The organism is Mariluticola halotolerans (genome assembly GCF_021611515.1).
Taxonomy (GTDB): Bacteria; Pseudomonadota; Alphaproteobacteria; order Rhizobiales; family Devosiaceae; genus Mariluticola; species Mariluticola halotolerans.
The window spans coordinates 2104673-2120140 of the sequence record NZ_CP090960.1; the positions used below are offsets into that span (position 1 = coordinate 2104673).

General features: G+C 58.4%; 13 protein-coding genes. 9 read left to right on the top strand and 4 right to left on the bottom strand.

Translation table 11 applies throughout. The features are described from left to right. The first annotated feature begins 35 nt into the window (after positions 1-35). Genes L1P08_RS10070 through L1P08_RS10095 form a run of 6 tightly spaced genes read left to right on the top strand, consistent with a single transcriptional unit; the run spans position 36 to position 6773 of the window. Positions 36-986, top strand: a complete 951-nt coding sequence (locus L1P08_RS10070; protein ID WP_303616889.1) for an ABC transporter permease — start codon at positions 36-38, stop codon at positions 984-986. Further along, entirely contained in the window at positions 983-1855 is an 873-nt protein-coding gene (locus L1P08_RS10075) for an ABC transporter permease (RefSeq protein WP_303616890.1), read from the top strand. Before L1P08_RS10070 ends, L1P08_RS10075 begins: the two co-directional genes overlap by 4 nt. Beyond that, positions 1852-3492: an ABC transporter ATP-binding protein gene (locus tag L1P08_RS10080; RefSeq protein ID WP_303616891.1), complete on the top strand. Its 1641-nt coding sequence runs from the start codon at positions 1852-1854 to the stop codon at positions 3490-3492. Before L1P08_RS10075 ends, L1P08_RS10080 begins: the two co-directional genes overlap by 4 nt. Positions 3493-3504: 12 nt before the next feature. Continuing rightward, positions 3505-4953 carry an aldehyde dehydrogenase family protein gene (locus tag L1P08_RS10085; RefSeq protein WP_303616892.1) on the top strand — a complete coding sequence of 483 codons (1449 nt, stop codon included), beginning with the start codon at positions 3505-3507 and terminating at the stop codon, positions 4951-4953. Positions 4954-4992: 39 nt separating this feature from the next. After that, complete coding sequence (locus L1P08_RS10090) at positions 4993-5739, top strand: SDR family oxidoreductase (RefSeq protein ID WP_303616893.1); 747 nt, start codon at positions 4993-4995, stop codon at positions 5737-5739. Positions 5740-5765: 26 nt separating this feature from the next. Further along, positions 5766-6773, top strand: coding sequence for a P1 family peptidase (locus L1P08_RS10095; RefSeq protein WP_303616894.1), 1008 nt, complete (start codon positions 5766-5768; stop codon positions 6771-6773). A 5-nt stretch (positions 6774-6778) separates the two neighbouring features. Here L1P08_RS10095 and L1P08_RS10100 read toward each other — a convergent pair whose 3' ends face one another. The 3 genes from L1P08_RS10100 to L1P08_RS10110 all read right to left on the bottom strand — a co-directional run bounded on the left by L1P08_RS10100 (position 6779) and on the right by L1P08_RS10110 (position 10657). Continuing rightward, positions 6779-8629, bottom strand: a complete 1851-nt coding sequence (locus tag L1P08_RS10100; RefSeq protein WP_303616895.1) for a bifunctional diguanylate cyclase/phosphodiesterase — start codon at positions 8627-8629, stop codon at positions 6779-6781. A 210-nt stretch (positions 8630-8839) separates the two neighbouring features. Further along, complete coding sequence (locus L1P08_RS10105; RefSeq protein WP_303616896.1) at positions 8840-10405, bottom strand: methyl-accepting chemotaxis protein; 1566 nt, start codon at positions 10403-10405, stop codon at positions 8840-8842. A gap of 33 nt (positions 10406-10438) precedes the next feature. Further along, positions 10439-10657, bottom strand: a complete 219-nt coding sequence (locus L1P08_RS10110; protein ID WP_303616897.1) for a hypothetical protein — start codon at positions 10655-10657, stop codon at positions 10439-10441. Between the two features lie 466 nt (positions 10658-11123). Here L1P08_RS10110 and L1P08_RS10115 point away from each other — a divergent pair, with 466 nt between their 5' ends. The 3 genes from L1P08_RS10115 (at position 11124) to L1P08_RS10125 (ending at position 14155) form a co-directional block, all read left to right on the top strand. Further along, a complete protein-coding gene (locus L1P08_RS10115; protein ID WP_303616898.1) occupies positions 11124-11714 on the top strand; it encodes a hypothetical protein in 591 nt (196 codons plus the stop codon). Then, on the top strand, positions 11714-12358 hold the full coding sequence (locus L1P08_RS10120; RefSeq protein ID WP_303616899.1) for a hypothetical protein: 645 nt from the start codon (positions 11714-11716) through the stop codon (positions 12356-12358). Before L1P08_RS10115 ends, L1P08_RS10120 begins: the two co-directional genes overlap by 1 nt. A gap of 783 nt (positions 12359-13141) precedes the next feature. Beyond that, the gene (locus tag L1P08_RS10125) at positions 13142-14155 is read left to right on the top strand and encodes a site-specific integrase (RefSeq protein WP_303616900.1); all 1014 of its coding nucleotides are present in this window, start codon (positions 13142-13144) and stop codon (positions 14153-14155) included. A 733-nt stretch (positions 14156-14888) separates the two neighbouring features. Here L1P08_RS10125 and L1P08_RS10130 read toward each other — a convergent pair. Further along, positions 14889-15365, bottom strand: a complete 477-nt coding sequence (locus L1P08_RS10130; protein ID WP_303616901.1) for a hypothetical protein — start codon at positions 15363-15365, stop codon at positions 14889-14891. Positions 15366-15468 lie beyond the last annotated feature (103 nt).

Here is a 15468-nt window from a genome sequence, read left to right on the forward strand (position 1 = left end):
CGCTTTCGCGGTCCGCCCCAACCTTTTCAGGCCCGATGCTCGCATATTCACTCAATCGTCTGCTATCGCTGTCGCTAAGCCTTGTGGCGGCGAGCATCGTGATTTTTCTGCTGCTTGAAGTTGTCCCCGGTGATCCGGCCGCCTTCATGCTGGGGCTCAATGCCGCCCCCGATACGGTGGCGGCCCTGCGCGAGCAGATGGGGCTGGATGCCCCCTTGATCCAGCGCTATTTCGGCTGGGCGCTGGGGCTGCTGCATGGCGATTTCGGCATCAGCTATACCTATAAGGTGCCGGTGAGCGAACTGATTGCCGACCGGGTGATGGTGTCGCTGCCGCTGGCGATTTTTGCGCTGGGACTTTCCACCCTGATTGCCTTTCCCGTTGGCATTATTGCCGCCTCGCGGCGCAATTCGGCGACGGATGTCTCCATCATGGGCGTGACGCAATTGGGGGTGGCTATTCCCAATTTCTGGTTTGCCATGCTGCTGGTCCTCGCGTTTTCCATAACCTTGCGCTGGTTTTCCGCCGGCGGTTTTCCCGGCTGGGACGCGGGCCTGTTTGAAGGGCTGAAGGCACTCACCCTGCCCGCCATCGCGCTGGCGCTGCCGCAGGCCTCTATCCTTGCGCGGGTGATGCGCTCATCGCTGCTCGATACGCTTTCGGAAGATTATATCCGCACCGCGCGCGCCAAGGGGCTGACCCGGCAACAGGCGCTGTGGCGGCATGCGCTGCGCAATGCGCTGATCCCGGTCCTGACGATTATCGGACTGCAATTCTCGTTTCTTCTCGCCGGGGCGATCATTATCGAAAACGTGTTCTTTCTGCCCGGGCTCGGGCGGCTGGTGTTTCAGGGCATTACCCAGCGCGACCTGATCGTTGTTAAAAGCGTCGTTATGCTGCTGGTGTTTGCGGTGATCAGCGTCACGTTTATTGTCGACATGGCCTATGCGCTGGCTGATCCGCGCCTGCGGAGGCAGAGCCGATGAGTGATGTGACCATCATGGGCCCGAAGCCGGACAGCTTGTTGCGGGCCGCCTTGCAATCGCGCAGCCTGACGCTCGGGACGGCGATTACGCTGGTCTTTGTGATCGCGGCGCTGATCTCGTTTGTCTGGACGCCCTATGACGTGACCCAGCTCGATATCGCGGGCAAGCTGAAGGGCCTCTCCGCAACCCATTGGCTGGGGACGGACCATTTCGGGCGCGATATTTTTTCGATGATCATGGTGGGGGCCCGCACCTCGATTGCGGTTGCGGTTGTCGCCGTCGGGATTGGTGTGGCGCTCGGGGTGCCGCTGGGGCTTTGGGCTGCTGCCAAACGCGGCACGCTGATGGACGAGATCATCATGCGCGGCAATGATCTGGTATTTGCCTTTCCCGCGCTGTTGATCGCCATTCTGATTACCGCCGTATTCGGCCCGGGCGCGATCAATGCGATTGTCGCCATCGGCATTTTCAATATTCCGGTATTTGCGCGGCTGGCGCGCGGGGCGGCCTTGAGCCTCTGGACCCGCGATTTCGTGATGGCAGCGCGGGTTTCGGGCAAGGGCGCGGTGCGCATTTCAGCGGAACATATCCTGCCCAATATCACCAATCTTTTGATCGTGCAGGGCACGATCCAGTTCTCGCTCGGCATTCTGGCCGAGGCGGCGCTGTCCTATGTGGGGCTGGGTGCGCAACCGCCGCTGCCGAGCTGGGGGCGGATGCTGGCGGATGCGCAGACCATGATCAGCTTTGCGCCCCATATGGCGCTGGTGCCCGGGCTGGCGATTGTTTTGACCGTCCTGGGGCTGAACCTGATGGGTGACGGCTTGCGCGATCTGTTTGATCCCAAATTACGGCGGGCCCGCACATGAGCCTGCTGACCATTGAAAATCTCTGCCTGTCGATTGGCGGCTTTTCCATCCTCAAGGATATCGATCTTGCCGTCGATAAAGGGGAAATTCTCGGCGTGATCGGGGAGAGCGGCTCGGGCAAATCGATGACCGCGCTCGCCACCATGCAGCTTTTGCCCGCAGGGTCGGAAACCGGCGGCAGTATCAAGCTCGACGGGGTGGAATTGCTCGGCAAGTCCGAGGCCGAAATGTGCGCCATTCGCGGCAAAGACATTGGCATGATCTTTCAGGAGCCGATGACCGCGCTCAACCCGGTCAAGACCATTGGCGACCAGGTGGCCGAGACGGTGCTCGTGCATGGGCATAAAAGCCGGGAAGAGGCTCTGGCGATTGCCCGTGAAACCCTGAACCGGGTGGAACTGCCCGAAGACAAGTTTCCAATGGACCGCTATCCGCATGAACTCTCGGGCGGCCAGCGCCAGCGGGTGGTGATTGCCATGGCGATTGCCCTGCGCCCCCGATTGCTGATTGCCGATGAACCGACCACGGCGCTGGATGTGACGACCCAGGCGCAGATCCTGACCCTACTGAAAAAGCTGGTTGAGGAAGACCGGATGGGGCTGATCCTGATCACCCATGATCTGGCGGTCGTCGCGGGGATTGCCGACCATATTGCCATCATGAGTGCCGGCGATGTGGTGGAGGCGGGGGAAACGCTGCACCTGTTCAAACATATGCAGCATCCCTATTCCAAGGCGCTTTATGCCGCCTCCAGCCATCAGCCGGAGCGGACCCCGCCCGTGCCCGATGACAAGGCAGTACCGGTGCTCGAGGTCAGTGAGGTTGTGCGCGATTATAAATTGCCGCGCCGCTCGCTGTTCAAGGCACCGGGGGTTTTTCGCGCCGTCAACAAGGTGAGCTTTGCCATCAGGCGCGGCGAGAATGTGGGGCTGGTTGGGGAAAGCGGTTGCGGGAAATCGACGCTCAGCCGCGCCATCATGGCACTGGAGCCGACCCAGGCCGGTGCCATCCGCATTGACGGGGAACCGGTGACCACGGAGCGCGGCGCGAGCCTGATTGCCCGGCGCAAGATGCAGGTGGTATTTCAGGACCCCTATGGCTCGTTCAATCCGCGCCACCGGGTCGACCGGCTGGTGACCGAACCGTTTCATCTGCTGGGTGCCGACGCACCGCAGGGCAAGGAACGGGACAAAAGGATTGCCGAGGCGCTCGAAAATGTGGGGCTTGCGGCCAGTGACGCGGAAAAATACATCCACGAATTTTCCGGCGGGCAGCGCCAGCGCATTGCCATTGCCCGGGCGCTGATTATTCATCCCTCGCTGATCGTGCTCGATGAGGCGGTCTCGGCGCTTGATGTATCGATCAGGGCGCAAATTCTTGACCTGCTGGCCGATCTTTCCGACCGCTTGCACCTCTCCTATCTGTTCATTTCGCATGATCTCTCGGTGGTACGGGCGATTACCGACCGGGTGATGGTGATGAAGGCCGGGCAGATCGTTGAGAGTGGCGAGACCGAAGAAGTGTTCCGCAACCCCACCCATCCCTATACCCGCGAGCTTTTGGCCGCGGCACCCAATCTGGAACAGGCGCTGAAAACGCGCAGTGACGCGGGCCTTGGTGCCAGCACAACAACATAGAAGATTTATACAATGACCGAGATCTGGTTCGACCCCACAAAATGTTTCATCGGTGGCCAATGGGTGGCGCCCGCCAAGGGGCAAACCCTCACCCTCGAGAACCCCTCTGACGGCACGCCAATCTGTGAGATTGCGCGCGGGACCGCTGAGGACATTGATGCAGCCGTCGCGGCAGCACGCACAGCGCTTAAAGGGGAATGGGGCAAGCTGCCGGCTCTGGAACGCGGCCGCATTCTGACCCGAATCGGGCAGAAGGTGCTGGAGCGCGTGGATGAGCTGGCCGCACTTGAGGCGCGCGATGTGGGCAAGCCGCTGAAACAGGCGCGGGCCGATGCGGTGGCGCTGGCGCGCTATATGGAATTTTACGGCGGGGCCGCCGACAAGATCCATGGCGAGACCATTCCCTATCTCGATGGCTATACGGTTTATAGCCTGCGCGAACCGCATGGGGTGACCGGGCATATCGTGCCGTGGAATTATCCGATGCAGATCATTGGCCGTTCGGTGGGTGCCGCCCTGACCATGGGCAATGCTGCCGTATTAAAGCCGGCGGAAGAAGCCTGCCTGACCGCCCTCGCCTTTGCCGCGATTGCCGAAGAGGCGGGCCTGCCCAAGGGTGCGCTCAATGTGGTGCCGGGCCTCGGCGAAGAAGCGGGGGCCGCATTGTCCGGACATGCGGGCATCAACCATATCTCGTTTACCGGCTCGGTTGGGGTGGGCAGCATGATCCAGGCGGCGGCGGCGAAAAACGTGGTGCCGGTGACGCTGGAACTGGGGGGCAAGTCGCCGCAACTGGTGTTTGCCGATGCCGATCTCGACAAGGCGCTGCCCTTCCTCGTCAATGCGGGCATTCAGAACGCGGGCCAGACCTGTTCGGCGGCGTCGCGCATTCTGGTGCAGCGGGAAATTTATGACGAAGTGGTGGCGCGGATGGCGGAACGCTATCGCGCCTTGAAGGTGGGCCCGGCTGTGGCCGACCTTGATGTCGGACCGCTGATTTCGGCGCGGCAAAAAGAAATTGTCACCGGATTTCTCGACCTGATCGGCGACGGGCGCATTGTGGCGCAGGCCGAGATCGTCGGGGATGCGCCGGCAGGCGGGCATTATGTGGCCCCAACCCTTGTGGCTGATGTGACCCCCGACCATCGCCTGGCGCAGGAAGAGATTTTCGGGCCCGTGCAGGTGGTCATTCCCTTTGATACCGAAGAGGACGCCATAGCCATTGCCAATGGCACTGATTTTGGCCTTGTCGCCGGGATCTGGACGAATGATGGCGGCCGGCAGATGCGGCTGGCCCGCGCCATCAGTTCGGGGCAGGTATTCATCAATAATTACGGGGCCGGGGGCGGTGTGGAATTGCCGTTTGGCGGCACCGGCAAATCCGGGCATGGCCGCGAAAAGGGCTTTGAAGCGCTTTACGGCTTTTCCGTTTTAAAGACAGTGGCGGCGCATCATGGCTGACGCTTGCGCCCCTCAACAATTGATCATGAGGATGAAATAATGCGGCTTGAAGGTAAGAGCGCCATTGTAACCGGCGGGGCGTCGGGCTTTGGCGCGGGGATTGTGCGCAAGTTCGCCGCCGAAGGCGCGCGGGTGATGATTGCCGATATCAATATCGAGGGCGCAAAGGCTTTGGCCGCCGAACTGGGCAATGGCGCTTTGGCGCAGCAGGTTGACGTCTCGCGCGACGAGAGCGTTTCGCGGCTGGCAGCAGCGGCGATCATGGCATTCGGCAAGCTCGATATTCTGGTCAATAATGCCGGGGTTTCGCACCAGCCGGCAGCGCTGGATGATATTTCGGAAGCCGATTTTGACCGGGTGTTTCTGGTCAATATGAAATCGGTCTATCTGACCGCACGGCATCTGGTGCCACATATGAAGGCCAACAAGGCGGGGGCCATTCTCAATGTCGCCTCGACCGCCGGGGTCAGCCCGCGTCCGCGCCTCTCCTGGTACAACGCGTCCAAGGGCTGGATGATCAATGCGACCAAATCCATGGCCGTGGAACTGGCGCCGATCGGCATTCGCGTCAACGCGATCAATCCGGTGGCGGGCGAGACGCCGTTGCTGAAAACCTTCATGGGCGAAGACACGCCTGAGATGCGGGCCAAGTTCCTCTCGACCATTCCGATGGGGCGGTTTTCCACCCCTGAGGATATGGGCAATGCCGCGTGCTATTTGTGCTCGGATGAAGCCTCGATGGTGACCGGTGTGGCAATGGAAGTGGATGGTGGCCGCTGCATCTAGCGCCACGATAATTAAGGGACGACAGGATGCAGCCGGGACCGCGCAATCTGATTACCGATGTGGCTGGCCTTCGGGTTGGCAATGCCGAGGACCACAAGGTCAAATCCGGGGTGACGGTTTTGATCGGCGACAAGCCGTTTGTGGCCGCTGTCGATGTGATGGGTGGCGCGCCGGGGACGCGCGAGACCGATTTGCTGGCACCGGACAAGCTGGTGGAGGCGATCGACGCGCTGGTGCTCTCAGGCGGCTCGGCCTTTGGGCTTGATGCCGGGTCCGGGGTGACGGATGCCTTGGCGCGGGCCGGCCGCGGATTTGAGGTTGGGCCGGTCAGGGTGCCGATTGTACCGGGGGCGATCATTTTCGATCTGATCAATGGCGGCGACAAGCAATGGGGCACCAATCCTTATCGCGGGCTGGGCGAACAGGCGCTTGAGAACGCCGCCGAGGATTTTGCCCTTGGCACAGCCGGGGCCGGCACCGGGGCGCTGACAGCGGGGCTTAAAGGCGGGCTTGGGTCGGCCTCGCTGGTGCTTGAAAACGGCATAACCGTTGGGGCGCTGGTGGTGGCCAACCCCACCGGGACGGTGACCATGGGCCCACACCCCAATTTCTGGGCCAATGCGTTTGAGATGAACGGCGAATTTGGTGGGCTGGGGCCGGCAGGTGAACCGGTCAGCTTTGCCGAGACGGCGATGACCAAGGCGCAGGTGATGGCCGAAATCGCCAATACCACCATCGCCATTGTGGCGACCGATGCGGTGCTGACCAAGGCGCAGGCGAAACGCATGGCGGTGGCGGCCCATGATGGCATGGGCCGCGCGATCAGCCCGGCGCATACACCCGTCGACGGGGATTTGATCTTTGCAGTATCGACCGGCGAAAAAGCGCTGCAAGACCCGCTGGCCGATGCGATTGCGCTGGGGCATGCCGCCTCAGTGTGTCTGGCGCGGGCAATCGCGCGGGCGGTCTATCTCGCCAGCCCTGCCCCCGGTGACCTTGCGCCGAGCTGGCAGGAAAAATTCGGCGGGCGCTGAATGGCTCAGGCCGAATTGCGCACCTGAAGCGTGGTGTCTGCAACCGTCTTGGCCGTGCCATCAAAGGTGCGCAGCAAAACGGCGATAGCGTCGCGATCAACAGGGCGGGCATAATGATAGCCCTGCCCCAGCGGACACCCAATCTCAAGCAGGCGCCTGGCCTGCTCCAGCGTTTCGACGCCTTCGGCAATGATGCCGATCTGCATTTTTTGCGCCATGCTGATCAGCGCCTCGACAATGGCACCACAGGCAATGTCGGAGAGCAGGCTGTCGACGAAGGATTTGTCGATCTTGATATAATCGAGCGGGAAATCCTTGAGATGGCTAAGTGAGGCAAAGCCGGTGCCAAAATCATCGAGCGCCACCTGCAGGCCCTGGGCGCGCAAACGGGTGACCATGCCCGCAACTTCCTGATCCATCAAGACGTTTTCAGTGACTTCGATCTGCAGGAAATGCAGGGGCACATTGTGGGCCTTGAAGGGCGCGATCAGACGTTGTTCGAGATCGCCACGATGGAAATCGACAGTGGAAAGATTGAGCGCCACATGCCGCAATTCCAGCCCCTCATCCATCCAGCCGCGCATGGCGCTGGCGATCTGTTCGAGCATGCAGGAGGTCAGGCGATAGGCATTTTTTGAATCGGTGAGGCCCATGGCAAAGGAGCCCGCGCTGATGACCTCGCCCTCGGGTGTGCGGATGCGGGCCAGCGCTTCCACGCCGACAATCCGCGCCCGGCGCATGCACACTACGGGCTGGAAATGGGCAAAGACCCGGTTTTCATCCAGCGCCTTGTCGAGCAGGGCGATCTGTTCGGTGCGGCGCTGGATCGAGGTGCGCAGACCGGGATGAAAGTGGATATATTCGCCCCTGGCGGTATGTTTGGCATGATAAAGGGCCAGGTCAGCATTCTGGCGCAATGTGTCGGCACTGGTCCCGTCCCTGTTACTGAGCACGCCGCCAATGGTGATTTGCAGCAAGATGGTGTTGCCCTCGCATTCATGGGGGCGTTCCATCTGGCCGAGCAGGCGTGCGGCAATGCCGGCCAAGGCCTCGGGATCATCGCAATCAGGACACAACACCGCAAATTCGTCGCCGCCGAGACGATAAACATGCATGCCCGTGCCCGCATTGGCCAGACGATTGCCGACCTCGCAGATCAACTGGTCCCCGACGGCATGACCCATGCTGTCATTGACCTGTTTCAGATTATCGATGTCGAGCATGAGCAGGCCAAAACCATGGTCGGGAACCGCCATGCTCTGGGTGATGATTTCATCGAAGGCGTAGCGATTGTGCAGGCCGGTCAGCTGATCGTGGTAGGCCAGATGCTGCAGCCGCCGGCTGACCTCGGCGCGCTCCATGGCAATGGAACACAAGTGCACGCACGTATCGACGAGCTGGCGTTCCATATCGCTGGGGCCGCGCGACTGGCGGTAGTAAAATGCAAATGTGCCAACCACCTGCCCGTCGGGTGATTTGATCGGGCTGGACCAGCAGGCCCGCAATCCGAGCGGCAGCGCGAGACCGGTATAATTTTTCCAGCGCCGGTCCGTGGCGATATCAACAACTTCCACCGGTGTGCCGAAATAGGCGGCTGTGCCACACGAGCCCACCTCCGGACCGATAGGGACGCCGTCAATCGCCTCGCCATAGGATCTGGGCAGGCTGGGGCCGGCGACGGGATGTATCAATCCCTCGGTATCAATCGCGGCGACCGTGCAAATGGCATCAGGGGCAAGCGCTTCGGCCCGGCGACACAGGATTTCAGCAACCTCGGCAAGCGGCATGCCGGTGGCCACGGCTTCAAGTATCTCGTTCTGCAATGCCGACAATTCTGAATCACGATGCGCTTGCATAGAATATTCCTTCGCGTACGACTTCGATATAACAGCACGTGCGAATGTTTATTTTCTTTACGAAAGTGCAGATTGCGCGATTTACAGCCAATATCTCCGGGAAGATTTTGTGGTGGTTAACACTTGTTTTCCGGCGGTGGGCAGAGACGATCTTTTTGGGCCGGCAGCGGCATGCCCCCGCACCTGCAACGGCGCGGGGTTGCCAAGCGGTCAGGCGCTGCGGGCATAATCCTGATGGGCAGATGCGTTGCCGGGGCGCGGTCTTGCGCCAAGCGAGAAGACGCTGACGATCCGGTCCAGCCCTGAAGCCTGGGCCTCGGTCTGCTCGATGGCCGCATTTATTTCCTCGACCAGTGCCGCATTGTGTTGCGTCATTTCATCCATATGCCGCACGGCCGAATTCATCTCGTCAATCGCCGTTGCCTGATCATGACTGTCTCTGGCAATTTCATCCATGACGGCCGCATTCTTGTGCACGGCCTCCAGAATATGCGTCAGCTTTTCGGCGGCATCGGCCACAAGGCGCGACCCATCGCCCACTTCGCTCTCGCTTTGTTCGACCAGTTGCTTGACCTCAGATGACGCATTGGCGGCGGACTGCGCCAGCCGGCGCACCTCTACCGCGACCACGGCAAAGCCCTTGCCGGCCTCCCCGGCCCGCGCCGCCTCGACCGAGGCGTTGAGCGCCAGAAGGTTGGTCTGGAAGGCGATATCATCGATCATGCCGATGATTCTGGAGATCTTGGCGCTGGAGGCGGTGATGCGCTGCATGGCCTCATTCGCCTCGTGCATGACGCTGCCGCCCGCCTCGGCAATCTCCGACACCCCTTGCGAGGTATCCCGCGCGCTGCGGGCCTTGGCCGCATTGCTGGAGACGGTTTGGGCCAACTGATCCATGGCCGCCGATGTCTCTTCGATGGTTGCCGCCTGCCGCGTTGTCCGGTCGGCCAGATCATTGGCACCGGACAGGATCTCGCCGGTGGCTGTTTTGACCGCGCCCGAGGTGGTGCGCAGCCGCGCCACAATATCGGCCAGCTTGTCGACAACCGCATTGGTGTCCTGCTTGATCTGTTCAAATTCAGGATCAAACTCGGCGGTGATGTGTTTATCGAGATCCCCATCAACGACATGGCGCAGGACCTCGCCGGTCAGCGTGACCGCCCGGTTGATCTTGTCGCTGGCCGCGGCCTGTTCTGCGGCGGCATTGGCTGTCAGCTTGTCAAAATAGGCGGACACCCCGATATCGACATCAAGCAGCATGGATTTGAGCAGATCAGCGAGATTTTCCCCCATGCGCTCAGCCTCGGCCCGCACATGATCGGGATCGACAGGCGCCTTCCGGCCAAAGCGCCCGGTCTGCGGGGTCAGCGCTGCATCGATGCTGTCGCGAATAATACCGCGCATCAGCGTTTCGAAAATTACGCCATAGCCACCGATATGCCAGCGGGGCTCAAGACCGATTTCTGCGTGCCGCAACCCCACATGCGCGCTGGCCTGATAATAGGCGGCATCGAGCTCGCCGCTGGCAATGGCGCGCCAATGCGCCGCCTGACGGCTCTCGGCGCGGTCCATCTGGGCCTGGCCCGCGAAAAACCCGGCGACCGCAGGCACCTGTTTTATTTGATCGTAAAACGCGCTGAGGGCCAGTGGCAGGTGTTTATCGACATGGTGGCGCACACCTGCAAGGCGAGCCGCTGATTCATGATCCAGCTTCAGAAAATCCAGTCGTGACTGCAGAGCCTCCGGCATAGATGCCGTCGCGTCGGGGGCCTTCATAAATTAAGTCTCCTGCGGGAATATAGGGGTGTTTCAAATTGAACGGGAAAACATTAGCCCGTCCTGAATAATTCCGCGCCGCCGGTTAACAAAGTGCTGCTGCGGGTCTGATTTCAGGTCGACGCGAGAATTATTTGGGGAGCCGCCCAATGCCTTGAAGTCCCCGGAAAGCCGGGGAAACAGGCACCGGGAGAAGCCGCCCCCAACCTGCTGCGGCCATTTGAAGCGGATCACGAGCAACGTGCTGATCATGGGCAGGCCTGAACGTTCCAAAGTCAGCGGAACCCGATGGCGTGACAGCCCCCAAAAGCCGCTCCGACATGGATGCCGCCAGACGACCGCACCTGTCGCGCTTCAAACAGATATGCGGGGCGCTATCAAGATTTACGTCTTCCCTCTTGCAGCCAGGGCCTTGCTGCGCCATAAGCATAAAACTGGTTTAGCACCCGTAGCTCAGCTGGATAGAGCGCTGCCCTCCGAAGAGCTGCACAGCCTACTTCGTAATCCTTGCCAAGTCTGGCCTTCTCGCCGCATTCAACCAAAATATGCCCCCTTAGGCACTCTCTAGGCACCGAAAACGACTGATCCACACCTCGTTACTTGACAACACGGTTAGCGACTTGATCGCTGTGGACTTGCAAAGCGGAATGATCGTGTCAATAAATAAGCCATAATTTTAAACATTTTTGGTGGCGCGACGTTGAGCCTAAAATCCGTCATGGAAGAAACACTAATTGCTGCGGTGCCGGTTGCTGCGCTTTTCTTATGCGGCTGGGCTTACTTATCATTCTACCTCGGTGCATTCGCGATCGACATTACTGAAGTCGCCATTCCGATGCCCACCATTCTTGTCTTTTCTCTAAAGCCTTTTGCCCAATGGTGGAGTGCGCTTTTACTCTTTGCTGGACTCTGCCTATTTGTATTCGCCTTCCCGTGCCTGTCTGCGACAAAAAAATTGAGGCTAAAGGCAGCGCTTCTCCAGTGCTCACTACTTGCGGCGATTGTTCTCTCCACCTTTGGTGGAATTGAACTGGCCAAAATTGCTGCGGAGGCCGATGCAAAAAGAGTATGGGAAGGGAAGCGTGCTCGAGTTGAAACGGTGATTTTGGATGACACCTCATCTGGAGAAGTCGAAAAAGATTATAGAGCGTGCGCAATTAGAAAGGGGTTGGTTCAGGTGTTTGCGACGGACAGCCAAACCTTCCTTTTATGCCGGTCGACTTATAATCCGCAGGAGTATGGATCGATCTTTTCAATTTTAGAATCCGGCAAAATTCGAGCCCGAAAATGGGTGGGGAGGAAGGATTAATGCAGGTTGCACTGTTTGCGATTATCACGGCGGTGATCACGGGAAGCGCCTCCGCACAATCAATACAGTTGGATTCCATCTCGCAGGCTGTGGTCGTAAGTCAGCCCAAAGGCCCATATGAAACCACAGATGGTAGTGCACAAGTTGGACATATAATTGCTGAATACGATGACGGAATGGTTATTTTCGAACCGTGCAACACTAGTCCATTTTCTCTCCCGAAAGACCACCTTCGCCTCTCAGCGGCAAGTTGTGCCGAGGAACCAGACGGCGATGGGACAGATGGTATCTGGCTGGCGATCGGTTCCGATCAGGAAGACCAAGAACTGCTGAACCGCCATTTAAACGGCAAATTTGCGGAAGCGAGCTGCGAACAATTCCCAAAGCAGGTTTACGCGGCAATTAAAAATGTGGTTACCGACGCGCCACCTTCTGGCACAATCTACTCTTGGAGTTCTTCGAACAGTGCGGTCATTGACGCTCATATCGCTAGGTCCGACAAATCGGTCTCTTTGCCAGTGTCCTTGAATGATTGCTCGCCTGTCACCAACGTGGTGGTGACGAAATACCCTTCAACGGTCGGATCTGGTTTAGATGATAGCATTCAAGAAACCTGGTTGATTAGGCCATTACCAGCTCCGTAGCCTGCCACGACAAAGCGCTGCCTTAACAACACGGCCCTCGTGCCGGCTTGCTCCTCGCGGCAAACGACTGCCCCCCAAAGGAAACACAAAGGCAGCACCCGTCTAGGATTATGCAAATTCGACCCAACGGCACGTTTGCGCCACTCCCGCAACAGGACCGAAGGGGTGCATTAAGTTTACATTCGTGTTGCCCTAAGTTTACATCGGGTCGTTTTGGGGTGTCATAAACGCCATTTTAGGCTCGCGCGCATCTCAAATCTGGTGGCCAATGTTACGGTTCCTCGTATTCAAATACGAGCAGGGGTAACCGGTTGTTTCCCCTATGTTGACAAAAACGCCCGAAAATTGATTTTTTGCCAATTTGTCAACATGGACGGCATCCAGCGAACTGGTCTCGACAACTTGATCGCAACTATCCGGCATAACCTTTCTCCCCCACTAGGATTGCTGCCATACAGCGTCGAAGTTTCGCCTCCCCGCGCATTCCGCCACAAGCGAAAGCTCTGGCCTGCCTGGCTGAAAATGTTTTCGACGCGCCTTTTGTAGATGCATCTATAGTGCGCAGACGACGCGTTTGATGCCAGACTGTGAAACGCCAGCGACCCCGAAAAAGGCATAACTCCGATAATCGCGATAATGATCTCCTGCTTTTAATTGCACTGAAAACGGCCCCCGACCTTCAGTTTGCGCACGCACGTAGAGCCGGATCCTCCGCTTACAAACGCGCCAGCTATCTATCGAACGGAAAGAGCCTTGGCACCCCTCAGGGGGCGTCCTACGCACATGAAAGGCGAATTCAAAAGGTGTGTGATGGCGACTATTCGCAAACTCAGAGGACGTTGGCAGGCACAAGTCCGCCGTAAAGGATTACAGCCCCGCGCCAAATCCTTTGATATCAAATCCGACGCCGAGAAATGGGCCCGAAACCTTGAAGCCGAAATCGACCGCGTCGGTCATTTCTCCGACACCCGGCTTGCAGAGAGAATGACTGTCCGCGAGCTGCTGGAGCGTTATCTGGATGAAGTGACACCTTTAAAACGGAGCGCCGCAGTTGAGGGCTTTCGCGTCAGGGCGATGACCAGACGCTCTATAGCTTACCGGACACTTGCCATGCTGACCCCTGCTGTGGTCGCTCAATATAGAGATGAGCGCTTAAAGGAGGTCGCATCATCGACAGTGCTCAAGGAGATCAATACGCTCGGCCATGCTGTCGAGACCGCGAGACGCGAATGGGGTGTCAATCTCGCAATCAACCCGTGCCGTATGATCCGGCGACCCAAGACACCCAGAGGCCGGGATCGCCGACTGGAAATTGGCGAAGAGGAAAGGCTACTCGCCGCAGCCGATACGGGGCGAAGCCCATATATGCGACCCTTGATCATTCTCGCACTCGAGACCGCAATGCGCCAAGGCGAACTTCTAGCCCTGCGCTGGGACGATGTGGACCTCCAGAAACGTATCGCGCACCTTCAGCTTACGAAGAACGGTGAAAGTCGCGACATCCCTCTCTCTCGAAGGGCCCTAGGAGCGCTTCAGGAGCTCGCTGAGACACGGTCCGGCAGCGCCGTGATACCCAGCACCAAATCTGCGGCTGTGCAAGCCTGGAGCCATCTGAGAGTCAGGGCTGAAAGCGATGACCTTCGATTCCATGACCTGAGACATGAGGCCGTGACCCGGCTGCTGGAGCGTGGCCTGAACGTAATCGAAGTGTCCACGATCTCCGGGCACAAAGAACTGAGGATGTTGCAGCGATATAGCCATCTGAAGGCGGCAGACTTGGTCGCTCGACTAGACTGATTATTTTGATTTTTCGGAAGAAAATTGCGACTTCCCTTGTCAATTTTGCTATAATGTAGCTGTCAATGCTCTCTTGCGAGGGCTCATATGCGGACTTTGAACAAGGCGGTTGGGCGAAAACGAGACGCCCGCTATGAGGGCTCCGCACCCGAACGGGATATCGCTACAAGCGCTCCCCTGATGTTCTCAGGACGCCTTGTGGAGGTTGCACCAACAGCCGACGTGCTGTGAACGCGCAAAAATGATGGAAGCTCTGCGTCGCCGCATCTTCCTCTCGCTGTTTGGTAGTAGGTATTAGCCTTACAGTGAGGCGTCGGCATCGCCGACGACCGTGTGATCTTTTAAAGATCGAGAACGGAGCCGCATGCAGGTCTAGGACACCGCCTGCTTCGACAGACAATCGTAAGGCTCTTTACCAGCTTGATACGGAAGCAGTTCTTTCCTTAAGGCCTTCAACATCATAAGGAAGGTCTTGGGGGGAAGAAAGCTTAACCGGATGCTTGATTACTATTGTATGTCATTTTTATCTATTGTTTACCTGTCCACTGCTGGATAGCTAAGTCTTAGGTTTCTGAGGGCGAACAGGTGCGGATGCCTTTAGTTTACAGCGAGAATTCTGGACCTATCCTCCTTTGTTACAAGGCAAACATGAGAGTCCATTGTCCTCTTCCTACTACCCCGCAATAAATAAATTGATCCAGCATTTTTTGCGCCTCTCGAGATGCAACGTCCATCAAACAGACGCGTTGTCAGCTATCCACTTTTCAAGGGCGGCTATCATGGCTGGCCGCAGGCTACTATCCCGGTTCAACGCCATTCCGAGTGATGGGTTGAGGCGCTCGAAACCCATCTCATCCATTACATCTCCCATCTTTAGTCCACGGGTAGCGAAAATTTCTTCAATTCGTTTCTTAGCCCACGGCTGAAGGTAAGCATTGAGCGCAATAGGCGACGCCGCGGAGGTCCCGCCCAGGCTAGCAGCTCCGAGCCGCAACCAGCTGAGAAAATCTTGCTGCTCTGCGCGGCTTGCTTTTCCCCATGCGTTCTTGAGTTCGTGAAGCGGTGTGCGCTCAGTAATCATCCCGGCAGCGCGCCGCGCCTCATTCACCGACTTGAACTTGCCAGATTTCCAGTCAGCCCAAACTGCCGGATGCTCGGTTTCGATACGCTTGAGATAATAGGCATTGTCCCGGATTACTTTCTTGGCCATGTCGGCACTCCACCAAATACGCTTTGCTGCGCACCCGGCGCTCATGGGCTCGGTATGCGCGATATATAGATGCACCTATGCAGTAACTCGCTAACGTGCGCCA